The sequence below is a fragment of the Leifsonia sp. Y862 genome, assembly GCF_057669585.1.
Genome location: NZ_JBYHFR010000001.1, coordinates 1,966,212 through 1,988,900 on the forward strand (window position 1 = coordinate 1,966,212; position 22,689 = coordinate 1,988,900).

The 22,689-nt window shown below is 65.8% G+C and carries 19 protein-coding genes; 9 read left to right on the plus strand and 10 right to left on the minus strand.

Features of this window, described 5'->3' with window-relative positions:
* Nucleotides 1-17: 17 nt before the first annotated feature.
* Nucleotides 18-422: a hypothetical protein gene (locus AC25Z0_RS09340; RefSeq protein ID WP_488120516.1), complete on the minus strand. Its 405-nt coding sequence runs from the start codon at nt 420-422 to the stop codon at nt 18-20.
* Nucleotides 423-499: 77 nt separating this feature from the next.
* Nucleotides 500-1,195 (minus strand): GAP family protein, encoded by a 696-nt coding sequence (locus tag AC25Z0_RS09345; protein ID WP_488132982.1) that lies wholly within the window; start codon nt 1,193-1,195, stop codon nt 500-502.
* A 262-nt stretch (nt 1,196-1,457) separates the two neighbouring features.
* Here AC25Z0_RS09345 and AC25Z0_RS09350 point away from each other — a divergent pair, with 262 nt between their 5' ends.
* Complete coding sequence (locus AC25Z0_RS09350; RefSeq protein WP_488132983.1) at nt 1,458-2,459, plus strand: alpha/beta fold hydrolase; 1,002 nt, start codon at nt 1,458-1,460, stop codon at nt 2,457-2,459.
* A 41-nt stretch (nt 2,460-2,500) separates the two neighbouring features.
* Here AC25Z0_RS09350 and cls read toward each other — a convergent pair whose 3' ends face one another.
* The 4 genes from cls to AC25Z0_RS09370 all read right to left on the minus strand — a co-directional run bounded on the left by cls (nt 2,501) and on the right by AC25Z0_RS09370 (nt 6,740).
* On the minus strand, nt 2,501-3,976 hold the full coding sequence (cls, locus tag AC25Z0_RS09355) for a cardiolipin synthase (RefSeq protein WP_488132984.1): 1,476 nt from the start codon (nt 3,974-3,976) through the stop codon (nt 2,501-2,503).
* Nucleotides 3,977-4,120: 144 nt separating this feature from the next.
* Entirely contained in the window at nt 4,121-4,930 is an 810-nt protein-coding gene (locus AC25Z0_RS09360) for an ABC transporter ATP-binding protein (RefSeq protein ID WP_488132985.1), read from the minus strand.
* A gap of 11 nt (nt 4,931-4,941) precedes the next feature.
* Complete coding sequence (locus tag AC25Z0_RS09365; protein WP_488132986.1) at nt 4,942-5,742, minus strand: ABC transporter permease; 801 nt, start codon at nt 5,740-5,742, stop codon at nt 4,942-4,944.
* Between the two features lie 8 nt (nt 5,743-5,750).
* Nucleotides 5,751-6,740, minus strand: coding sequence for an ABC transporter substrate-binding protein (locus AC25Z0_RS09370; protein WP_488132987.1), 990 nt, complete (start codon nt 6,738-6,740; stop codon nt 5,751-5,753).
* A gap of 490 nt (nt 6,741-7,230) precedes the next feature.
* Here AC25Z0_RS09370 and AC25Z0_RS09375 point away from each other — a divergent pair, with 490 nt between their 5' ends.
* The 7 genes from AC25Z0_RS09375 (at nt 7,231) to AC25Z0_RS09405 (ending at nt 15,821) form a co-directional block, all read left to right on the plus strand.
* On the plus strand, nt 7,231-8,886 hold the full coding sequence (locus tag AC25Z0_RS09375; RefSeq protein WP_488132988.1) for a thiamine pyrophosphate-binding protein: 1,656 nt from the start codon (nt 7,231-7,233) through the stop codon (nt 8,884-8,886).
* Nucleotides 8,887-9,179: 293 nt separating this feature from the next.
* Nucleotides 9,180-10,661 (plus strand): fumarylacetoacetate hydrolase family protein, encoded by a 1,482-nt coding sequence (locus AC25Z0_RS09380; protein ID WP_488132989.1) that lies wholly within the window; start codon nt 9,180-9,182, stop codon nt 10,659-10,661.
* Entirely contained in the window at nt 10,661-11,359 is a 699-nt protein-coding gene (locus AC25Z0_RS09385; protein WP_488133130.1) for a GntR family transcriptional regulator, read from the plus strand. The genes AC25Z0_RS09380 and AC25Z0_RS09385 overlap by 1 nt, the downstream gene beginning before the upstream one ends.
* Nucleotides 11,360-11,435: 76 nt before the next feature.
* A complete protein-coding gene (hpaE, locus tag AC25Z0_RS09390; protein ID WP_488132990.1) occupies nt 11,436-12,941 on the plus strand; it encodes a 5-carboxymethyl-2-hydroxymuconate semialdehyde dehydrogenase in 1,506 nt (501 codons plus the stop codon).
* A 55-nt stretch (nt 12,942-12,996) separates the two neighbouring features.
* Entirely contained in the window at nt 12,997-14,082 is a 1,086-nt protein-coding gene (gene hpaD / locus AC25Z0_RS09395; RefSeq protein ID WP_488132991.1) for a 3,4-dihydroxyphenylacetate 2,3-dioxygenase, read from the plus strand.
* A gap of 144 nt (nt 14,083-14,226) precedes the next feature.
* Nucleotides 14,227-15,012, plus strand: a complete 786-nt coding sequence (gene hpaH, locus AC25Z0_RS09400; protein ID WP_488132992.1) for a 2-oxo-hept-4-ene-1,7-dioate hydratase — start codon at nt 14,227-14,229, stop codon at nt 15,010-15,012.
* Complete coding sequence (locus tag AC25Z0_RS09405; RefSeq protein ID WP_488132993.1) at nt 14,997-15,821, plus strand: HpcH/HpaI aldolase family protein; 825 nt, start codon at nt 14,997-14,999, stop codon at nt 15,819-15,821. The genes hpaH and AC25Z0_RS09405 overlap by 16 nt, the downstream gene beginning before the upstream one ends.
* A gap of 25 nt (nt 15,822-15,846) precedes the next feature.
* Here the strand turns inward: AC25Z0_RS09405 and AC25Z0_RS09410 are convergent, their stop codons facing one another.
* The 4 genes from AC25Z0_RS09410 to AC25Z0_RS09425 all read right to left on the minus strand — a co-directional run bounded on the left by AC25Z0_RS09410 (nt 15,847) and on the right by AC25Z0_RS09425 (nt 21,406).
* Nucleotides 15,847-16,890: a TIGR03557 family F420-dependent LLM class oxidoreductase gene (locus AC25Z0_RS09410; RefSeq protein WP_488132994.1), complete on the minus strand. Its 1,044-nt coding sequence runs from the start codon at nt 16,888-16,890 to the stop codon at nt 15,847-15,849.
* Nucleotides 16,891-16,893: 3 nt separating this feature from the next.
* A complete protein-coding gene (locus AC25Z0_RS09415) occupies nt 16,894-18,015 on the minus strand; it encodes a DUF916 domain-containing protein (RefSeq protein WP_488132995.1) in 1,122 nt (373 codons plus the stop codon).
* A 106-nt stretch (nt 18,016-18,121) separates the two neighbouring features.
* The gene (locus AC25Z0_RS09420; RefSeq protein WP_488120501.1) at nt 18,122-19,957 is read right to left on the minus strand and encodes a purple acid phosphatase family protein; all 1,836 of its coding nucleotides are present in this window, start codon (nt 19,955-19,957) and stop codon (nt 18,122-18,124) included.
* A gap of 171 nt (nt 19,958-20,128) precedes the next feature.
* Nucleotides 20,129-21,406, minus strand: coding sequence for a HupE/UreJ family protein (locus tag AC25Z0_RS09425; RefSeq protein WP_488132996.1), 1,278 nt, complete (start codon nt 21,404-21,406; stop codon nt 20,129-20,131).
* A gap of 362 nt (nt 21,407-21,768) precedes the next feature.
* On the opposite strand from AC25Z0_RS09425, the gene AC25Z0_RS09430 reads away from it, so the two are divergent.
* Complete coding sequence (locus AC25Z0_RS09430) at nt 21,769-22,467, plus strand: BMP family ABC transporter substrate-binding protein (RefSeq protein WP_488132997.1); 699 nt, start codon at nt 21,769-21,771, stop codon at nt 22,465-22,467.
* Nucleotides 22,468-22,689: the final 222 nt, after the last annotated feature.

Below are 22,689 nucleotides of genomic sequence, written 5' to 3' on the forward strand. Positions count from 1 at the left end.
CCGTCCTGCGCCCCGCTCTAGTCGCCAGTGGGAACGAAGATCAGCGCGATCGACACGATCAGGGCAACAGTACCGATGCCCAGGAACAGCCAGGTGAGCAGGCGCATCAGCTTCTCGCCGTGGCCGATCCGCTCGAAGCGATAACGGTGTGGGTTGCGGGCGCTGTAATACACAGGGATGCCATCGACCGACTGGAACTCGCGGCGGTCACCCTCGTGAATTGCGTGCTCGTGCAGGCCCTCTGACGACATCCAGCGCAGCCGTGGTTCGCCAGCGGAGTCGATGACAACGGCATCCGTTTCGATCCACCGCCCTGCGGCCGCCTGCATGATGACCAGGCTGATCAAGCACAGGCCGCCAACTACCAACCCGATCCACGACAGGATTTCCGCGAGGTTTTCGAGGATATCCAGGGTGTTCACGAACCAATGTTATCGGGCAGAGACGGCGCCGGACCGCAGAGAGCAGTTTGTACGCACCGGTCTTACGCTGTGGCCGTCTAGAAACTGCTGATTCCGTTGCCGATCACCACGAATCCAAACACCAGCAACAGCACTCCCATCAGCACGGATTCGTTCCGCACCAGCCAGTCGCGGATCGTCTCGAGCGGCGTCGTCATCCGCTCGTGGAAAATCGCGTAACCAAGCACGGGCAGCACCACCGTGATCGATGCGACAGCTGTGTAGAAAGCGATTGCGCCGATCGCTTGCCCCTGCGTCAGGTCGCCGGTGCCGATCGAGACGGCGGCAGCGGCGGTCAGCAGCAGGTTCTTCGGGTTGGCACCGGCCAGCAGGAGACCGGTCACCAGACTCCGGCCCGGCGTCGTCTTGTCGATGGAGGACATCCATGAGGGGAGCGCCACCTCCGCCCCAGGTGCCGGCCGTTTCTGCCACTTCCGGAGCGCGAGAAACAGCAACCCAGCGCCGAGCACGATGCGGACCACGCCGGCCGCCGGGTTGGGCGCATCAGGGTTCGACTGCTCTATGTACGTCGAGACGACCGTCAGCACGGTGATGACGACGGTCACTGCGATGATCCAGCCGAGCAGGAAGATCACGCTGTTGATCCTGGCTCGCGGCGCCAGCAGCATCAGCACGGTCACAATGATGGGGAACGGGCTGAGCGATACCGCCAGGGCAAGCGGCAGCAGGCTGCCCAGCACTTCGTACACGTCGCTCCCTTTGGTGGTGGTCACAGCTCGGTGGTGGTCACGTCTCCCGACGGCACATGATGCTGGCGACCTGTGAATTCGCCCCATGCTATCGGAGCCAGGGTATCGAGACGGGTTGGCGGGCGTCCCAACCGACGACCGCGCCCGGTGTGGCTGGTTGCGCCCGCTACAGCGGGCGCGGTTCGCCATAGCGGACGCGGCGAATCCCCCGATTCCAAGGGATTGACTTCGCACTCTGCCGGTGACACCGTCAGGAGCGGATGCCTCCGACGATAGGAGAGAGCGGATGCCAGCACGTTGGAGCGGGGCGACGGGAGCGCAGTATCGGGCCCGGATGACGCCGAAGCATCCTGCGTCGTCGCTGGCTGAGCGCTGGACCACCATCGACGGCATCGACGTGTTCTACCGGGAGTCGCCCGATCGGTCGGCTGCTCCGGCTGCTATTCCTGCGGGTCCGGCTGCTACTGCGGCTGCTCCGGCTGCGACTGACAGGCCTGAGGCTCTGGCCCCAGATGCCCCTGCCATGCTGCACCTGCACGGGTTCGGACTCTCCGGGCGCTACCTCCTGCCCACGGCCGAACGCCTCGCCGACGAGTTTCACACCTTCGTGCCAGACCTCCCGGGGTTCGGCCGAAGCGGCAAGCCGCGCGACCCGCTCGATGTCCCCGACCTCGCACATGCGGCCGCCCGCTTTCTCGACGATCGCCAGGTGGAGTCGGCGACGCTGGTCGGCAACTCGATGGGGTGCCCGGTCATCTGCGAGTTCGCCTACCGCCATCCAGACCGCATCGATCGCGCCGTGCTCGTCTCGCCGGCCGGAGGGCTGCACAACCAGCCGCTGCGTCGCGCCGTCGGACAGCTGGCCCGCGACGGCAGGCGTGAACCACCCCAAATGATCACCGTGGCCACCCCCGACTACCTGCGGTTCGGCGTGCCCAGCACCGTCAGGATGTTCCGCGCACTCACCCAATACCCGTCGCTCGAGCGGCTGCTGGCCCTCAACATTCCGACGCTCGTGGTCATCGGCAACCGGGATCCGTTGATGCCGGGTCCGACGCGCATTCGCGAGATTGCCGGCCAGACCGACAACCATGTGCTCGTGGTCCTGATCGAGGGAGCCGCGCATGCGATCAACTTCAGCCATCCGGGCGAGCTTGCCCACGTCATCCGCTTATTCATGGCCGACCAGCCCATCATCGACGACCCACATTCGCCTGGACATTCACGCGCCTTCGAGATTCATCGGGGAACGCTGCATCCGCCGGCGCGCGACGATTCAGCCCAGTGACGACTCAGCCCAGTAGCGGGTTGGGCGGGCAGCCAGCTCGACTACTGCAGCGCCGACGTGAGGCGGGCGACGCCGTCAAGGAACGTCGCAGAGGCGGGTTCTTTCTCCCACTCGTCGAGCGTGAGCTGCCGCCCGGCATCGCGATAGCTCTGTTCGACGGCTCGCATCTGCTGCACGAACGACGCGCTGCGCACCAGCAAGGTCACCTCTGAGTTGAGGGCGAATGAGCGGATGTCCATATTGCTCGATCCGATCACGGCAACGTCGTCGTCGATCGAGAGGTGCTTCGAGTGCAGGATGAACGGCGCCGGGTACAGCCAGATCTGCACTCCCGCCCTGAGCAATGGCCCGTAGTACGACCGCTGCGCATGCCAGACGGAGCCCTGATCGCCGATCTCAGAGACGAACAACTGCACATCCAGGCCTCGGTGACAGGCGGAGGTGATCGCGTACATCATCGCCTCATCTGGCACGAAGTAGGGACTCGTGATAATCACCTTGCGCTGGGCGGAGGTGACCAGGGTGAGGAACTGGCGCAGGTTGTTCTCCCCGTCGTAGCCGGGCCCGCTCGGCACCACCTGGCAGTCGAGCGCATCCGGCGACGGATCGGCCGGCACCTCAACAGCTGGCACGTTCGCGTCAGGGCCGAGCAGCAGCTCGTCGGTCTCCGAATACCAGTCGGAGAGGAACACGCCGTTCATCGCCGTCACGGTCGGCCCGGTGACCCTGGCCACCAGTTCCTGCCACTGCAGGCCGCGCGCCAGATTCTTCTTCGTGTTGTAGCTGCGGTCGGTGAGGTTCTGCGAGCCCATGTAGCCCACCCGACCGTCCACGACGACGATCTTGCGATGGTTGCGGAGATCTGGCCTCGAGTACTCCCCCTTGAACGGACGCACCGGCAGCAGGTAGTGCCAGGCCACCCCGATGCGGTCGAGCTCTGCGAACGTCTCCTTGCTGCCGACCGCACGACGAGATGCCACATAGTCGGCTAGCAGCCGCACGGGTACGCCACGCTGCACCGCCCGTTCGAGCGCCGCGAAGAACCCCTTCGTCGTGGCGTCGAACGAGACGATGAAGTACTCAACGTGCACGAATCGCTCTGCTGTGTCGATCTCGGCGGTCATCGCATCGATCGACGCCTGGTAGTCACCGATGAGCGTCGCGGTATTGCCGCCGACCGCGGGCAATGACCCCAGGTCCTGGTTCTGGCGCACCAAGGAGGCGAACCAGACCGGCCAGCTCGAGCGGTCGCCGACCAGGTCGAGACCGGCGGCGCGTTGCTGGATGATCTGGTTCAGCTCGTCCTGTTTCTCCTTCCGCCTCTTCGGCAGTTTCGGACTCCCGATGATCAGGAACAGGATGATGCCGATAAACGGGATGAGGAAGATGGCGAGGAGCCACGCCATCGCCGCGGTTGGCTTACGATCCCGCGGCACGATGATGAGCGCGGCGATGCGAATGGCGAAGTCAATGAGGATGACAATGCCGCCGATGATCGCGGTGAGTTCCCCATTCATCGGCGACCTCCGTCCAGCGTCGGCCATACCGGCACGGCAGTACGGAACGCTATCGGCTGGCTGGCGCCGACACATCACCCAGAGTGGATGAGCGCGGCAGCCAGACCGGTCGAAGGGCCAGGCGGGTCAGGCGGGCAGGGCGGGTCAGGCCGGCAGCGACGTGTGTGCCGCCGCCGGTGCCAGGTGCTCAGCCGCCCGGGATTCTGCCTTGATCTGTTCGAGCACGGCGTACTCCAACTCTCCGAATTCCGGGGAGCGGATGAGGTCTTCCGTGCGTGGCCGTGGCAGGTCGATGGAGATGTCGGCCTTGATGCTGCCCGGCCGGTTCGTCATCACGAGCACGCGGTCGGAGAGGAACACCGCCTCTGCGATGTCGTGTGTGATGAACAGCACCGTGAGGTCGGACTGCTCCCAGATCTTCACGAGCAGTTCCTGCATGAGCCCGCGGGTGAGGGCGTCGAGGGCGCCGAACGGCTCATCCATCAGCAGGATCGAAGGCCGGTACGACAACGACCTGGCAATGGCGACCCGCTGCCGCATGCCGCCGGAAAGCTCCGACGGATACTTGTCGGCGAAGTCGGCCAGCCCGACGGCCGCGAGCATTTCGCGGGCGCGATCTGCGCGGTCGGCGGAGCGGCTGGTGCCCGTCTCTTTCAGCACGAACTCGATGTTCTGCTGCGCCGTCAGCCACGGGAACAGGCTGTAGTTCTGAAAGACCATGCCACGGTCGAGGCCGGGCTTCATGATCGGCTGGCCATCGACGGATGCCGTGCCATCCGTTGGACTCAGCAGCCCGCCGACCACAGACAGCAGGGTGCTCTTGCCGCAGCCAGAGGTGCCGACGATGGAGACGAACTGGTTTTTCTCAATCGTCAGCGAGGCGTCCTTGACGGCCCAGACGGCCGTGTCGCCGCTGCCGAACCGCATGCCGATGTTGTCGAGTTGGATGGACATCCGCTTCTCGCTTACTTTGCGTGGGTGAACATAAGGCGGCCGGCCAGGCGCATGAGCTGGTCGGTGATGAGCCCGAGCAGACCGAGCACCAGGATGTAGCCGATGATGAGGTCGGTGTCGAGGAAGCGCTGACCGAGGGTGATGCGGTAGCCAAGGCCGGAGGTCGCTGCCAGCAGTTCGCCGAGGACCAACCAGGTCCAGCACCAGCCGAGCGCAAGCCGGAACGAATCCCAGATCGTCGGAGCTGCGGCGGGAAACACGATGCGCCAGAGAATGCGTGACTCCGACATGCCGAAGGTGCGCCCGCTCTCTACGAACTCCTTCGGGGCGCGATGCACGTTGTCCATGATCATCAGCAGCAGGGCGAAGAAGGTGCCGATGAAGATCAGCACGAGCTTCTGCAACTCGCTGACGCCCACCCAGACGATCGTCAGCGGCGTAAATGCCACCACCGGCATATATCGAATGAACTCGGTGATCGGCACGAGCAGCGCCTCAAAGAAGCGGATGCGGCCCATCAGAAGTCCAAGCGGCAACGCGAGGGCCGCCGACACGAGGAACGCACCCATGATGCGCAGCACAGAGATGCCGATGTCGGCCATGAGCTGGCCGTTGGCCACTTGCTCGCCAAGCCGCACGGCGACGGCACCTGGGCTCGGCAGGAAAATCGACTTGACCATGCCAGAGGCCGAGATCGCCCACCAGACCAGCCCCACACCCACGAACATCGCGACAGCGACTGCCGTGTAGGTGCGCGCGGAGATCGTGCCGTCGAGCCGGAACAGGTTCCCAGGGGTGCGTTGCGCTGCCATGGCGTGACCTACTTGAGCGCTGACTGGGCGAAGCTCGTGTTGATTGCCTTCGCGAGATCGGGCTCCGACGTGATCTGGCCGGTCGCCTTGAGAGCGTCGAGGATCATCGGGGCTGTCACGTTCGGGAAGTCATTCGAGAACTGTTCGACGTTGTCGGCGGCCGTGTAGTAGGTGACACCGTCGAAGGCGGACGTGAGGTCTTCGATCGGCGTGCCGAGGGCATCCGCTACGATCTGACGACCCTTGTCGGGGTTGGCGGCGAGGTAGGCGACGCCGCGGTCCCATGCTTTGATCACGGCGGTGACGACGTCGGGGTTCGCCTTCAGGTAGGAGGAGTTCACGGCGAGGACGTCGCCGATGATTCCGGGGTTCTCGCCGGCGGTGTAGATGCTGGTGAGGCTCGGGTCGGCGGCGAGTGCGGCCGAGATGTGCGGTTCATACATAACGGCGGCGTCGGCCTGGCCGGACACCAGCGCGGCGGCGGACTGCTCAACGGGGATCTCGACCTGCGTGACGTCGTCGAGGGTGAGGCCGTTCTGCTTCAGCGCGGTGTCGAACATGATCTCGTTGAATTCGCCGGTCTGGTAGGCGACGCGCTTGCCCTTGAGATCGGCCGGGGACGAGATGCCAGCCGCGGCGACAATGGCGTCGGCGCCGGTGGAGACGTCCTGCAGCAGCACCACAGGCATGTCGAGCTTGTCGAAGTTCTTCAGCCAGTCGCTCGTGGCGAAGTTGGCGCCGTCAACGTCTCCGCTGAGCGCTGCGGCACGGAAAGCGCTGGGGTCTTCGATCTCGACCAGGTCGAGGGAAACGCCTTCCTCGGTGTCGAAGCCCTTGTCCATGGCGATGTACCAGGGGCCGTAGCCGATCCAGGCGTTCGTCGCGATCGCGAAGGTGGGCGTTCCGGCGGCGTCAGTGTCGGCTGCGGCGCACCCGGTGAGCGTCGTGGCCAGGGCTGCGCCAAGCGCGACAGCGGCCAGAGCAATTCGTCTTCTCATCGATCGGTTCCTTCTATCAAATGGGGTCAGGTCAAAATCAGTGGGTTCAGGCCACGCTGGCGCAGGCTCAGCGCGCCGTGCGGCGTGCGGCGTGCGGCGTGCTGTGCGGCACACTGTCGCGGCACTGGGTCACGACACAGTGCGCGGTGAATATCCCCTGCATGTGCGAGGCCTCCGAGGTGACGGTGGCATCTGCGCCGATGCGGCGGGAAAACTGGTGCGGGACAGGCATCACCCGGTCGGGGTGCAGACTGACAAATCCCGCTCGTCAAGGATACCGGCGGCCTCGCACGTGCCATGACCGCTTCGGGGGCTGCCGACCGGTGCAGCACCGCAGGAACCCACCGATACCCCGCCGATACCCCTTAGACTCATCACGTCTGACGGCCATCGGTCGTCGCGCCCGGAAAAGGGGCGCTGAGCGGCGGCTACACGCATCGCGAGACATATACGGACATCACTCCCGCATATGACTCGTTGAGGATTCACCATGACCACTGTGTCAACCCGCGTTGCCGACGCCATTTCCGCCCACGCGACCGACGTCTTCGGTGTCATGGGCAACGGAAACGCCCACTTCATCAACGCGCTGTTCACCACACACTCCGAGCTCGTTCGGTACACCGCCGTGCGCCACGAGACGGCCGCCGTCGCTGCTGCCGACGCCTACTATCGGGCGGCGGGGCGCATCGCAGTGGCCACTGCGACCTATGGCGCCGGCTTCACCAACATGGTGACCGCGCTTGCCGAGTCGGTTCGCGCCGGCATCCCGGTCGTCATTGTGGTGGGCGAAGCGCCCACTGGAGGTCCCCGCCACTGGGACATCGACCAGGTCGGCCTCGCCACCTCGGTTGGCGCCACGACGTTCACCGTCGGCGCCGACAACGCCGGGCGCACGACCATCGCGGCGCTGGAGTACGCGCTGAACAATCGCACCGCCGTTGTACTGGCCATTCCCTACGACCTGGCCACCGTCACGGCCGGTGACGAATCACTGCCGAGCAGCCTCGCGCTCACGGCTCCCCATGCCCCGAGCAGCGTCGAAACGGATGCCGCAGCCGCGGTGCTCGCACAGGCCAGGCGCCCGTTCATCCTGGCCGGGCGCGGCGCATGGGTCTCCGGCGCAGCCGACGCCCTCGGCGACCTCGCGGCGGCGCTCGGCGCGGTGACCGCGTCCAGCGCACTCGGCCGCGGCATCTTCCCCAACCAGGACTTCGACCTCGGCGTCGCCGGCGGATTCGGCCAGGACGAGGCGATGGACCTCGTCCGCACCGCTGACGTCGTGCTCGTCGTCGGTGCCGGCATGAACCAGTTCACGATGAGCTTCGGCGCGTTGCTGGCATCCGACGCAATCGTCATTCGCATCGACGATGTGGCCGAGGTGCGGCATCCGCTGGTCGGCTCGTTGATCGTCGGCGACGCGCGCCTCACCGTCGAGGCGATCGTGGCCGCGCTCGCCTCCATCGATGCCCCGGCATCCGGCTGGCGCGAATCGGTTGCCGGATTCACCTCCGGGTCTTTTCAGCAGCGCCACGCTGGCGAGGAGAGCCTGCCAGACGGATTGCTCGACCCACGCCGCGTCGCCACACGCCTGGCCGAGCTGCTCCCCGACGACCGCGTTGTCGTCTCCGATGGCGGGCACTTCATTGGCTGGGCAAACACCTATTGGCCGGTCGCAGCCCCGAACCGGATGATGATGGTCGGCGCCGCCTACCAGACCATCGGCCTCGGCTTTCCGAGCGCCGTTGGCGCGACGACGGCACTGCCAGACTCCCTGCTCGTCGTCACGACAGGCGACGGCGGCGGCCTGATGGCACTGGCTGATCTCGACTCCGTCATCCGCTCCACCCGACGTGGCGTCATCGTGGTCTGGAACGACGCCGCCTACGGCGCGGAGATCCACCTGTACGGACGCATGGGCCTCGACACCCGTCCGATGATGATCGAGCGGGCGGACTTCGCGGCACTCTCCCGTGCTCTCGGCGGCCACGGTGACATCATCAACTCGCTGGACGACCTCGACGCGTTCGAGCAGTGGCTGGGCTCGGGCGCAGACGGCGTCTATCTGCTCGACTGCCGCATCTCCGGCACGGTGATGGCGCCGCACCAGCTCGAGATCTATGCGCACGCGACGGGAACGAACTAGCTCCCTCGTGTTGGTCGAGGAACGAGCGCCAGCGAGGACTACGACCTCCGTTGATTGAGGAACGTACGCCAGCGAGCAGCGATCTCGAGACGGCCTGGCGGCCTCCTCGATCAACGAACTTCGAGCTGCGCGGGTTGAACGCAGCTATGCGCATGTTGCAACTACCGCGCAACTGCGTTCGATGCGCGCGACGCATCACGCCGGCCTCCTCGATCAACGAGGACAACGTCCGTCCTCTTGCACTGAACGCCAGATCGTATATTATTTGCGATACAACGACCGACGAGGATGTCATGAGCGCAGAGACCTTCACCACACCGCGGATCTTCACCACACCGCGCAAGATCATTGCCGTCCACCTGAACTATCGCTCCCGCGCCGAACAGCGTGGACGCATCCCCGCCCAGCCGTCGTACTTCCTCAAGCCGAGCTCCTCGATGGCGGCCAGCGGCGACAGTCTCGAACAGCCGGCCGGCACAGAGCTTCTCGCCTACGAAGGCGAGATCGCACTCATCATCGGCGAGCGCACCCGCCGCGTCTCCCCCTCCGACGGCTGGTCGAAGGTCTCCGGGGTGACCGCCGCCAACGACTTCGGCCTGTACGACCTGCGTGCCGCCGACAAGGGCTCGAATGTGCGATCGAAGGGCGGCGACGGTTTCACCCCGATCGGCCCCGACGTCATTCCGGCAGGTGACATTGACCCCGACGCCCTCCGCGTGCGCACCTGGGTCAACGGCGCCCTGGTGCAGGAAGACACCACAGACACCCTCCTCTTTCCCTTCGGCCAGCTCATCGCCGACCTCTCCCAGCTGATGACGCTGGAACCCGGCGACATGATCCTCACCGGCACGCCCGCCGGGTCATCCGTTGCCCGTCCAGGCGACGTCGTCGAGGTCGAAGTGGATGCCCCCACAGCAGTGGGCGCCCCGACCACCGGCCGGCTCGTCACCACCATTACAGCCGGCACCGAGCCATTCGGAGACTTCGGCGCCAAGCCGAGCGTCGACGACCTGCAGCGCACCGAAGCCTGGGGCAGCGCGGAAGCCGCCGGACTCGCAGAGCCGCAGCCATCCGCCGCATTCGAACTCACCCCAGAGCTCCGCGAGCGCATCCTCAGCGTCGGTGTCGCCACCCTCAGCGTGCAACTGCGCCGGCGCGGCTACAACGATGTCTCGATTGACGGCGTCACAGCCAACAAGACGGGCGTGAAGATGGTCGGCCGCGCCCGCACCCTCCGCTTCATCCCCTTCCGCCCAGACCTGTTCGAGTCGCACGGTGGCGGGTTCAACGCCCAGAAGCGTGCGTTCGACACCGTCAACGCCGGGGAGGTGCTCGTCATCGAGGCCCGTGGCGAGCGCGGAACCGGCACCGTCGGTGACGTGCTCGCGCTGCGCGGCCAGGTGCGCGGGGCGGCCGGAATCGTGACGGATGGCGGCGTGCGCGACTTCGACATCGTGGCATCCCTCGACATCCCGACCTTCTCCCAAGGCCCGCACCCCTCAGTGCTCGGCCGTCGTCATGTGCCGTGGGAGACCGACGTCACGATCGGCTGCGGCGGAGCGGCAATCCAACCCGGCGACGTGATCGTGGGCGATGGCGACGGTGTCATCGTCATTCCCCCGGCCCTCGTTGAGGAGGTCGTCGACGCCGCGATCATTCAGGAGCGCGAGGAGACCTTCGTCGCGAAGATGGTCGCAGCCGGTGAAGCCGTCGACGGCCTGTTCCCACTGAACGCCGCCTGGAAGAAGCGCTACCTCGAATGGACGGGCGAATGATGGCCACCCTCAGCAAAGCCCAGCTCGCCCACCAGTGGATCAGCGAGCGTATCAACGACGGGCGCTTCGTCCCCGGCTTCCGCCTGGTGCTCGGCCAGATCGCCAAGGAACTCGGCGTCAGCGTCGTTCCGGTGCGCGAAGCCATTCGCCTGCTGGAGGCCGAGGGCCTCGTCACCTTCGAGCGCAACGTCGGCGCCCAGGTCGCGATGATCAAAGAGACCGAATACCTGCACACCATGCAGACGCTGAGCATTGTCGAGGGGGCGGCGACCGCGCTGTCTGCGCCGACACTCAGCATCGATCATTTCGCACGGGCGCGGGCGATCAATGAGCAGATGATCGCCTGCCTCGACGACTTCAATCCGCGCCGGTTCACCGAGCTCAACCTCGAGTTCCATTCCGTGCTCTTCGAAGAATGCCCGAACCCGCACATTCTCGACCTCGTGCACCGCGGCTGGAACCGGATGACGGTGCTGCGCGACTCCAGCTTCAGTTTCGTCCCCGGCCGCTCACGGGCGTCTGTGCAGGAACACGAAGCCCTGCTGCAGCTGATCGAGGGCGGGGCAGATTCGCTCGAGATCGAGCTGGCAGCCCGCGCGCATCGCACGGCCACGCTCGACGCGATGCTGGAGTACCAGGCCACGCACCGGCATCCGTCGCCCGCCCACACGGAACAGAACAGCCAGGCGGCGTACTAGCCGCACCCCGATTGTCCTCGCCCACAACAGGGTCGCAGGTCGCAGGCTCTGCCTTACCAATGGAGGAAAGACACAGATGACCCACCACATTCCGGCCGGACTCCCCCGCTCGATTCAGCATTTCATCGGCGGCCAGTTCGTCGACAGCGTGAACGGTGAAACCTTCGAGGTGCTTGACCCTGTGTCGAACCAGACCTACGTGACGGCCGCGGCCGGCCAGCAGGCTGACATTGATCTGGCCGTGGCCGCGGCGAAGGAGGCGTTCGACAACGGCCCGTGGCCGCGCATGAAGCCGCGGGAGCGCTCGCGCGTCCTGAACAGGATTGCGGATGCGATCGAAGCGCAGGATGCCCGCCTCGCCGAACTCGAATGCTTCGACACCGGCCTGCCGATCACCCAGGCGCTCGGCCAGGCGCAGCGCGCTGCGGAGAACTTCCGCTTCTTCGCCGACCTCATCGTTGCCCAGGCCGACGACACCTACAAAGTGCCTGGGAGCCAGGTGAACTACGTCAACCGCAAGCCGGTCGGGGTGGCCGGGCTGATCACACCGTGGAACACCCCGTTCATGCTCGAGAGCTGGAAGCTCGCACCCGCCCTCGCCTCCGGCTGCACCGTCGTGCTGAAGCCGGCCGAGTTCACACCGCTCTCCGCCAGCCTCTGGGCCGAGATCTTCCGTTCGGCCGGCCTGCCAGACGGCGTCTTCAACCTGGTCAACGGCCTCGGCGAAGAGGCCGGCGACGCGCTCGTCAAGCACCCGGATGTGCCGCTGATCTCGTTCACCGGTGAGACCACCACCGGCCAGACCATCTACCGCAACTGTGCCGCGAACCTCAAGGGCATGTCGATGGAGCTCGGCGGCAAGTCTCCGGCCGTCGTCTTCGCCGACGCCGACATCGAGGCCGCCATTGACTCCACCCTGTTCGGTGTCTTCTCGCTGAACGGCGAGCGCTGCACCGCCGGCAGCCGGATCCTCGTCGAACGCTCCATCTACGACGACTTCTGCGCCCGCTACGCCGCTCGCGCCCAGAAAATCGTCGTCGGTGACCCGCACGACCCTGCGACCGAGGTCGGCGCGCTCGTGCACCCTGAGCACTACGCCAAGGTCATGAGCTATGTCGAGATCGGCAAGGGAGAAGGCCGGCTGCTCGCTGGTGGCGGACGCCCCGCGAACCTGCCCGCCGGTTCTGAGCATGGCAACTACGTGGCGCCGACGGTGTTCGCCGATGTCGCTCCCAGCGCCCGCATCTTCCAGGAAGAGATCTTCGGACCCGTCGTGTCGATCACCCCGTTCGACAGCGACGACGAGGCGCTTGAGCTCGCCAACGGCGTGAAGTACGGCCTCGCCGCCTACATCTGGACGAACAACCTGCAGCGCGCCCACACCTTCGCCCAGTCGGTCGAAGCTGGCATGGTCTGGTTGAACTCACACAATGTGCGCGACCTCCGCACCCCATTCGGCGGAGTTAAGGCCTCCGGCCTCGGCCACGAGGGCGGCTACCGCTCGATCGACTTCTACACCGACCAGCAGGCCGTGCACATCACGCTCGGCAGTGTGCACACCGCACGATTCGGCATCCGCTAAATCTCTGCCCGCAGCACCTCACTCATCACGCAGCACTCTCAACGAGGAGACCTCAGTGGTAAACCCCAACCCCAACCCGATCGCCACCCCCAGCTCGGCGCCGCCCGACATCCTGCGCTGCGCGTACATGGAGATCGTCGTCACCGACCTGGCGAAGTCGCGGGAGTTCTACGTCGACATTCTCGGCCTGGTCGTCACCCACGAGACGGATGCCGAGATCTACCTGCGGTCATTCGAGGAGTTCATCCACCACAACCTCGTGCTGCGCCAGGGGCCGGTGGCCGCCGTCGCCGCGTTCTCCTACCGGGTGCGGAGCCCGGAAGACCTCGACCTGGCTGTCGCCTTCTACACCGAGCTCGGCTGCCGGGTCGAACGTCGCCCCGATGGTTTCGTCAGGGGCATCGGCGACTCGGTGCGCGTCGAGGATCCGCTCGGTTTCCCGTACGAGTTCTTCTATGACGTCGAGCACGTCGAGCGGCTGGCCTGGCGCTACGACCTCTACGGCCCTGGCGCGCTCGTGCGGCTCGACCACTTCAACCAGGTGACCCCCGACGTTCCGCGTGCGCGCAAGTACATGGAAGACCTCGGCTTCCGGGTGACCGAAGACATCCAGGATGCCGACGGCGTGACGTACGCCGCCTGGATGCGTCGCAAGTCCACCGTGCACGACACCGCCATGACCGGCGGCGACGGGCCACGGATGCACCACGTTGCGTTCTCCACGCACGAGAAGCACAACATCCTCTATATCTGCGACAAGCTCGGTGCGCTGCGCAAGTCCGACCTGATCGAGCGCGGCCCAGGCCGGCACGGCGTCTCGAACGCGTTCTACCTGTACCTGCTCGACCCAGATGGCCACCGCGTCGAGATCTACACGCAGGACTACTACACCGGTGACCCTGACAACCCCGTCGTCACCTGGGATGTGCACGACAACCAGCGCCGCGACTGGTGGGGCAATGCCGTCGTGCCGAGCTGGTACACGGAGGCGTCGCTCGTACTCGACCTCGATGGCAATCCGCAGCCGGTCGTGGCGCGAACCGACGCCAGCGAGTTGGCGGTGACGGTCGGCGCCGATGGCTTCTCGTATACCCGTGAAGGTGACGTGGAGAAGGGCTTCAAGCTCGGCAACACTCTCTAGGCCCTCCACACCCTCCAGGGGCGAGCGACTGCGTCAGGACGCAGCCATGCCCTAGGGTGCACGAAAGCCCGAAACCATCCAGAAGTCAGGCCGGCTCTGTCGCGACCACGCGCAGCTCCGGCCGAGAGCGAAAGTGATTCGCGCATGCTTGAACAGTCAGTCATCCATTCGATTGCCGACGAGCTTTTCGAGGCCGACCAGACCCGAACGACCATTCCGCTCCTCACGGCCCGCTACCCCGACATGACCGTCGACGACGCGTACGCCGTGCAGAGTGTGTGGAAGGAACGCGGCATCGCGGCCGGGCGCACGCTCGTCGGCCGCAAGATCGGGCTGACGTCCAAGGTCATGCAGGTCGCCACCGGGATCACAGAGCCCGACTACGGCGTGATCTTCGGCGACGTGGTCTACGAGAATGGCGCGAGCATCCGCCATGATGATTTTTCGAATGTGCGCATCGAGGTCGAGCTCGCCTTCGTGCTCGGCAAGCCGCTCTCCGGCCCGAACTGCACCCTGTTCGACGTGCTGGATGCCACGGACTACGTCGTTCCGGCCCTGGAGATCCTCAGTTCCCGGATTGAGATGCCCGGCCGCACGATCGTCGACACCATCTCAGACAACGCCGCCATGGGCGGGATGATCCTCGGCGGCACGCCGGTGAAGGTGGGCGACGTCGATCTGCGCTGGGTGTCAGCGCTGCTCTACCGCAACCAGACCATCGAGGAGTCGGGGGTGGCCGCCGCCGTGCTCAATCACCCGGCTGCCGGGGTCTACTGGCTGGCCAACAAGCTCGCCCAGCACGACACGAGCCTCGCCGCGGGGGAAATCATTCTGGCGGGGTCATTCACCCGCCCGATGTGGGTGGAGAAGGGCGATGTCGTGCACGCAGACTACGGACAGCTAGGAGCAATCACATGCCGATTCGAGTGACACCCGACGCCTCTTTCAGCGAGGTGCTCGCGGACGCGACCCGACCGCAGATTGGCATGTGGGTGTGCTCCGGCAGCGCCCTCGTCGCCGAGATCTGCGCCGGAAGCGGCCTCGACTGGCTGCTCATCGATACCGAGCACAGCCCCAATGGCCTCGAATCGACACTCAGCCAGCTGCAGGCCGTGCACGGATATCCGATCGTCCCGCTCGTGCGCGCGCCGATCGGCGACCGCGTCATCGTGAAACAGCTGCTCGACCTCGGCGCGCAGAACCTGCTCATTCCCATGGTCGACAGCGCCGAGCAGGCCCGCGACATGGTCGCCGCCGTGCGGTACCCACCCCACGGTGTGCGCGGAGTCGGCAGCGCCCTGGCCAGGGCCTCACGCTGGAACCGCATCGACAACTACGTCGACCAGGCTGACACGACGATCTCGCTCATCGTGCAGATCGAGACGACGGATGCCGTCGCCAACCTCGTAGAGATCGCCAGCGTCGACGGCGTCGACGCCCTGTTCATCGGACCGTCCGACCTCGCCGCCTCCATGGGTCTGCTCGGCCAACAGGATCACCCAGACGTTGTGGCATCCGTTGAGCACTGCATCCGCTCCGTCTCTGCCCTCGGCAAACCGGTCGGCGTGAATGCCTTTGCACCGGCGACGGCCGAGCGCTACATTGCTGCCGGCGCCGACTTCGTGCTGGTCGCGGCCGACGTTGCCATCCTCGCCCGCGCCTCGGAGAACCTGGCCGCGGCCTACATCGGCGACGGCGCACACGACCCGGCACCGGTGGGTGACAGGCCTAGCTACTGACCGGCGTTTGCGGCCAGCCTGAGCGCTACGTGCGGCTGCGGAGGCGCGGGCCGAGCTCCGACTCGAAGAAGTCAAAGAAGCCATCCATGTCAGGGCCGACGTTCATGATCGCCACATGGTCGAACCCCGCATCGACAAATGCCGAGATTGCCTCGACGTGGGCGTCGATGTCTGGACCGTGCGAGAACTTCTCTGCGACATCCTCGCGCCGAACCAGGGCGGCGGCCGCGTCGAAATTCACGGGGTTGGGGAGCTCGCTCATCACCTTCCAGCCCGACAATCCCCACCGGCTGGTGCGCCAGGCGGCCTCAATCGCCGCCTCATCCGTTTCCGCCCATGCCAGCCCGACCTCGCCGTAGCGATCACCCGTCCCGCCGAGCCTGGCGTACTCAGCGGTGAGATCGGCCGATGGCTCCACCGCAAAGATGCCGTCGCCCAGCTCTGCTGCGATGGCCGCTGATTTTGATCCGCTTCCGGCCACCACGATGGGCGGCGCACTGTCTGGCAGGTCGAAAACACGGGCATCCTCCAACTGCAGGAATCGCCCGTCGTACGACCGGTATCCGCCCTGCCACAGCAGGCGAATGATCTCGAGGGCTTCGCGCAACATGAGATGCCGTTTACCGACGGCGGGGAATCCGTTGCCGACGATGTGTTCGTTGAGGCGCTCTCCCGCACCGACGCCGAGGGTGAAGCGTCCTTCAGAGAGGAGCGCAATCGTGGCGGCGGCCTGGGCGATGATCGCCGGGTGGTAACGCACTGTGGGGCAGGTGACCCCCGTCGCCAAGCCGATCGCCTCTGTTCGTTCGGCGATGGACCCGAGAACAGACCAGACGAATGGCGAGTGTCCCTGCTCTTCGAGCCACGGGTGGTAGTGATCGCTGATCTCGACGAAATCGAATCCGGCCGCCTCGGCGCGGATCGCCTGCCGCACCAGTTCACGGGGCCCGAACGCCTCAGCAATGAGTTTGAAACCGTATTTCATGTCAGCTCCTCGGTGTCTCGGTGGCGTCGTTATGGACCAGTTAACGCCGGAGTTCCGAAATGCCAAGCGCCCTGCTCTCACCACGCACTACTGCGCCGGCGCATCCTCTTTCACCTCTGGCTTCAGGTCGTCTGTCTCGTGCTTGCGTAGCGCCTGGTCGACGGCTTCCTGCACGCGGATGTCCTCCCGCAGAGCGCGCTGGCGACGACGGCGTCTGGCGACGAGCACGGTTCCGACGATCGCGGCAGCGAGCAGGAGGATCAGGACCAGCAGCGACCACGGAACAGCCCAGGTTCCCGCTGAGGTCGCGACAGCGTCAATCCCGGGGGTCGTCCCTGCCACGACAGCTAGCTCTGGCGACAGGACGCTCGTCGCCGTGAGCCAGAACGCGGGGAACACCCCTGACACCGACACGGAGACGTCCCAGGACTCGCCGGGCAGCAGCTCAGGAACCGCGTCAACGCCTGTTGCGTCGGTGGCCAGCAGTCCGAACGGGCCGGCGAGCGACACAGCCTGGCCGGCAGCGACGCGAACATTGCCGGTGTTGTGCACGGTGTACGTGACGGTGGCGTCGCCCGTGCCGAGCGGGTTCAGCGTTCCCTGGTAGTCGACGCGCATGTCTTCGATGGCAAGGCCGGGAGCGAGATCGCCGGTGACACGAACGTGCATCCGGATGCCCAATCGTCGGTCGACGGAGATGCCCTGTTCCTGCGCGGCTTGCGGGAGCGAGGTGAGGATGCCTCCGGCGTAGTCGCCTGGTGTGGCATCCGCTGGGATGGTGACAGTGAACGGCACCTCGACGGTCTCCCCCGCCGGCACCTGCAGGTGGCCGTTGGCCAACGTTGTCCAGGCGCCGACCGCAACCGCCGGGGTGTCTGTGGTCTGGAGGTCCAGTTGCCCGCTGGTGGTGGTGAAGCCGTCTGCTGCATACACGTCAAGGTCGAGGGGCGCAGCGTTGTGGTTGCTGATGACCAGGGCATCGCTGAGCTGCGCGCCGGGGTCAATCGTGTAGGTGAAGTTGTCTCTGCCCGTGCCGTTCTCGTTCGAGGAGGTTCGCACACCCCAGGTGACGGCGCCGTCACCCTCGGCCGCGACGGCCGGGCTCACCGTGGCGAATCCAATCGCGAGAACCAACGCCAGGAGCACGGCATGAGTCAGGCTGGCGATAGCGCGGGCGCTGCGTGCGGTGCGTGCTGGTCTGGCGTTCATCTGGCTGTCCTTTGTTGCATGAGAGCTATTGCATGAGAGCTGTTGCATGAGAGTGCGGGTCGGGGTGGGCACGCTTGGCACCCACCCCGATGGTTGGTCGAGCTGGTTAGCTCAGCGCGGTGAGCGTGAGCGTTGCCTTGTACGTGCCGTTGGTGACATCGACGGGGATCTTCAGGTCGAGGGCGGCGCCGAGCTTCGCCGCGCCAAGGGCGTGCCCGCTAGCGGCGTGACCGAGGGTCGAGGAGACCGACAGGCCGTCTCCGCTGACGAAGCCGGACTGCACGGCTGCACCGGCAACTGCGTCGCCACCGGCCTGGATGACGGCAGGAGTCCAGCCCAGGTACTTGCCGGAGAACGACGTCGCGCCCGATGCGAAGTCACTGACCTGCGCGGAGACAGACCATTCGGGTCGTGACGCGCGCGTGTCCGTCACTCGTACCGGGTTGATCGTGCCGATCGCGGCGTAGTGGTCGCCGGACTCGATGGCCGTGCCAAGGTTGACGAGGTTGTTGGTGCCGTCGACGTTCCAGACGAATTCGCCCGGTGCCGCCTTGGGAACCGTGACCTGCAGCTCCTGGCTGTTCGTGTCGGCAACGGCGGCGCGGGTCAGGGTGACCTGGTCGACGATGCTGTTCACCGGCTTGTCTGCGCCGTTGGCCTGGCTGCGCAGGGTCTTGATGGTGATCCCTGAATCGCTGATGTCGATGGCCGAGTAGTTGCGCACCTTCTCCTGGTTCTGCACGGAGAGCCACTCGAAGCCCTTGTTCTGCAGGTCGTAGTACTTCGAGCCTGAGGCTGAGTTGGCCGTCACGTACAGCACGCCACCGGGGCCGGCAACGACGGAATCTGCACCGGCAGCCTCATCGACGTTCGCCTTTGCCCCGTTGTGCATGAGGTAGCTGCGTGCGTAGCTGTGGTCGTGGCCCTGGAGAACCAGGTCAATACCGAGATTGGAGATTGCCGTCGGCAGCACGCTGCGGCGATCGGCGACGTCGGAGTCGGTGGCGTGCGGGCCCGATGAGTAGATCGAGTGGTGGAAGGCGAGCACCTTCCACTTGGCGTCGGCGCCGTGTTCGGCGACGATCTGGTTCATCCAGGTGATGTGCGACGCATCGCGGCTGTTCGAGTTGATGTCCATGAAGAGGACGTCGTTGTAAATGAACCAGTAGTCGCCTCCCGATCCGGTGCCGGACGACGCAGCGCCCGACGCGCGGTCGGTGTTCGGCGTGTTGAAGTGCTGCTCGTATGCCTTCGATCCGACGTCATGGTTACCGTTGGTTGCCACGAACGGAATCTGGCGCAGCTTGTCTGACTGCAGGAATGCCTCGTACTGGGCCTCATTGGCGGCGGATTCCACCTGGTCGCCGGCCGAGAACAACATCTCGGCATCCGGGTATGCAGCGGAGGCGACGTTCAGAGTGTCTACCCAGCCTGCTGTGTCGTTGGCGAGGTTGCCGGAGGATCCGATCTGCGGGTCGCCGAAGAACAGGAAGTTGAAGTCTCCGTCGAAGTCCTGCGTGCGGAAGGAGTAGGTGGCCGACCAGTTGCCCTCTGTGCCGACGCGGTACACGTACGCCGTGTTCTCCTTCAGCCCGGTGACCGTGGCGAAGCGGTTGAATTCACCGCTCGTGGTGGCGGCGCCTGTTCCTGCGAAGCTGGTAGCGGATGCCGGGAAAACGCCATCGACGACCTGTGCGGCGAGCGCGACCTGAGCGACCTGGCTCGTGTCGGTCGAGGAGTACCAGGCGAGGTTGCGCTGGGTCTCGTTCGAGCCGACACCCAGCACGATGTCGGACTGGGTGGAGGGGGCCGCGTACGCGGGCGATGCCAGCAGTGCGCCGCCCCCTACTGCTACGGAGAGGCAGACGATTGCGGCTGCGAGGCGCGTGGCTCCGCGGCGGTGTGCGGGCCTGAAGGCCTGCATTGTGTCGTTATTCGACATGTGTGATTCCAATGCCTTTCGGATGTTGGACAAGGGTGGATACGCGAGTGCGCGCCCTCACTGTGCTCGGCTCGTGTGAATCCTGTGTGAATGGAAAGGGGTGGCCCGGTAGCGCGCGGGCCAATTGCAAGTTGTCACCCGAGTGGGGGGTGCCGTGGCGCGCGGCGGCTGTCAGCCCAGCCCAAGCACGCGTTCCACGAACCAGATCAGGCCCGTGGCGGCCACCAGCCCGGCCACGACGAGACCGGTCCAGAGCCCCACCCGTGGCGCGCGGCGGCGGAGGACTGCGAGCAGCGGGAACACGATGGCGATGATGCCCAGCTGCACTGCCTCGATGCCCACGTTGAAGACCAGCAGCGACCAGAGCAGTGACCACGACCATGCTTCGTCGATGCCCAGCGCCCCGGCGAATCCCAGGCCGTGTACGAGGCCGAAGCCGAACACGACGGCGAGTCGTACGGCATCCGCTCTGCTTTGGCCGAGCGGGCCCGTGCGTATCGAATCGACGTGCGTCAGGTACGGCTTGCGCCGACTATTCCACTCGCCCCAGATATACCAGGCGGCGACGACGGCGATCGAGAGCGCGATGATCGGCTCGACGATGGCGGCGGGTATCGCGACCACTCCGAGCGCGGCCAGCATGAACGTCACGGAGTGCGCCACCGTGAAGGTCGTCGCCGCGAGGACCACGTCGCGCAGGCGGCGCGAGCCGACGATCAGGGCGAGCAGGAACAAGATGTGGTCGAGCCCCCCAAGCAGGTGCTCAGCGCCAAGCAGGAAGAACTCTCCGGCGCTGTCAGCTTCGCTCTGGCCGGTCGAGAACGACGGATGCGCTGCGTCGAGGGCAGCGCTGCCGGCCTGTCCATCGAGCTCGTAGGTGACGATCGTCTTGGTGTCGGTCACATAGTCTTCGGCATCGGGGAACAGGGTGCTGCGAAGCTCGTGGGTGGCGTGCTCTCCCTCAGCTGCGGATGCCGTCGCTGTGCAGTCGTAGTCGAGCACCAGCCGCGCGTAGGGCACCGTGTCTCGCTCTGCCACGGTGAAATCGCCGACCTGCGTTGGCACGCACGTCTCGCCGTCTGCCGTGACGATGAGGCGCTCGGTGACGTAGGCCACGACGCTGTCGGCGTGCGCGTTCAGCGCCGTCGCCTCCTCGCCCGTTTCGAAGAGGTCCATACCGTCGTCGAACAGCGCCTGGTCATCGTTGTTCTCTGCGGCCGAGACGACGAGCAGGTCGTACTCCAGGTCGACATCCGCTTGCACGTGGCCGTCGGTCGGCGAGGTCACGTCGACGTAGACGCTCGATGTGAAGCCATGGGCCGAGGCTGGACTGGCGCCGAGGACGACACCCGACGCCAGGGCGATCAACCCCAGAGTTGCGGTGATTGTGGGCAGGCGGCGGAAGAGAGTTTGGAGTCGCGGCGAGCGCGGCGCAGGTGCGTGGTTCACCCGGCCAACGTGCCCGAGCCGGATGAACGCGACACGGACCGCAGGCAAACCCCAGGAGAACACGGCATCCCTCCCGTTGGTCGAGGAGGCCGCTCGCGGCCGTCTCGAGACCCTCGCTCGCCGAACACCCCCGTTGGTCGAGGAGGCCGCCCACGGCCGTCTCGAGACCGCCCCCTTGCCTCGACCATCTGAGCGGATGACGGGCCCCGACGATTGTTCGCCCGCCGTTCACCCGGGCGGCACCCGGCTGACATCAGCGCGCCCGTTCCGGCCGGGAAGCTCGTTGAAGACGCAACAAGGGCGGCCGCTCTGGGGCACCCACCAGCCTGCCCGCCGTTCGATGACAACTGAGGATGAGTTCATTGCCACACCGTTCACTCTCCCGGTTGCTTGCAGTTGCGGCATCCGCTGTCGCGCTTCTCGCTGTGGCGACCGGATGCGCCGCCGGTACTGACGACGTCCTGCCGCCGAGTTCGACGCCAGGCTCTGAGTCCTCGGCGCGTGCGCAGCTCGGCGACGGCTTTCTCGGCGATGTCACGTCGCCCACCCCTGAGGCGACGGTGAGTCCGGAGCCCGGCTCGTGGGACGGCGTGGAGCCACCAGCCGGATATCGTGTCGTTCTCATCACCGCAGGCAATGACCGAGCGACCACGACGCTTTCCACTGCGGTAAGCGACTGGGCGAAGCGCCAGGACGTAGAGCTTGAAGTGCTCAGCGCGGCTAACGATGACGAGGTGGAGGCACGCGCCCTCGAGGCCACGGCGACCGGCCCCGACCTCGTGGTCGGCGCAGGGACCGGCGTCATCGATGTGCTCGCGCTCGTCACGCCGCAGCACCTGGCGCAGCAGTTCCTCATCGTTGGCGCGGAGCTGCCGGAGCCCACTGAGAACGTGACCTCGGTGGTGTGGGATGGGGCGACGTTCCGCGGGACCGGTCTCAGCGCAGCTGGCGATCAGGATGCGGCATCCGTCACTCCGCAACGCGCTGGTGATGCCGTTGCGGCGGGAGTGGCGAGCGTACTGAGCGGTCTGACCGGGATGGTGCTGCATCTGTCGCTCTGACTTGAGCACAACTGGAAACCCTCCGATCCCTGTGCCCCACTATTGACTTGCCTTGCGGCGACTATCACTTGCGCAGCGACGAGCATGAGATCCGCCGCGACGTCGAAGACCAGATTGCATTTGGCGGTTGCGTTCGTCATCGGGTGACGGCGGGGACAACCTGGTCTGGCAGACCGGCGGTCGTGATCCTGCGATGGAGGAGGTCGAGCGCTGTGCGACCAA

Bases quoted from the DNA above. Each gene is read 5' to 3' on its own strand.
- AC25Z0_RS09350 (WP_488132983.1), top strand. From the start codon at position 1,458: ATGCCAGCACGTTGGAGCGGGGCGACGGGAGCGCAGTATCGGGCCCGG.
- cls (WP_488132984.1), bottom strand. From the start codon at position 3,976: ATGAATGGGGAACTCACCGCGATCATCGGCGGCATTGTCATCCTCATT.
- AC25Z0_RS09360 (WP_488132985.1), bottom strand. From the start codon at position 4,930: ATGTCCATCCAACTCGACAACATCGGCATGCGGTTCGGCAGCGGCGAC.
- AC25Z0_RS09365 (WP_488132986.1), bottom strand. From the start codon at position 5,742: ATGGCAGCGCAACGCACCCCTGGGAACCTGTTCCGGCTCGACGGCACG.
- AC25Z0_RS09370 (WP_488132987.1), bottom strand. From the start codon at position 6,740: ATGAGAAGACGAATTGCTCTGGCCGCTGTCGCGCTTGGCGCAGCCCTG.
- AC25Z0_RS09375 (WP_488132988.1), top strand. From the start codon at position 7,231: ATGACCACTGTGTCAACCCGCGTTGCCGACGCCATTTCCGCCCACGCG.
- AC25Z0_RS09380 (WP_488132989.1), top strand. From the start codon at position 9,180: ATGAGCGCAGAGACCTTCACCACACCGCGGATCTTCACCACACCGCGC.
- AC25Z0_RS09385 (WP_488133130.1), top strand. From the start codon at position 10,661: ATGGCCACCCTCAGCAAAGCCCAGCTCGCCCACCAGTGGATCAGCGAG.
- hpaE (WP_488132990.1), top strand. From the start codon at position 11,436: ATGACCCACCACATTCCGGCCGGACTCCCCCGCTCGATTCAGCATTTC.
- hpaH (WP_488132992.1), top strand. From the start codon at position 14,227: ATGCTTGAACAGTCAGTCATCCATTCGATTGCCGACGAGCTTTTCGAG.
- AC25Z0_RS09405 (WP_488132993.1), top strand. From the start codon at position 14,997: ATGCCGATTCGAGTGACACCCGACGCCTCTTTCAGCGAGGTGCTCGCG.
- AC25Z0_RS09415 (WP_488132995.1), bottom strand. From the start codon at position 18,015: ATGAACGCCAGACCAGCACGCACCGCACGCAGCGCCCGCGCTATCGCC.
- AC25Z0_RS09420 (WP_488120501.1), bottom strand. From the start codon at position 19,957: ATGTCGAATAACGACACAATGCAGGCCTTCAGGCCCGCACACCGCCGC.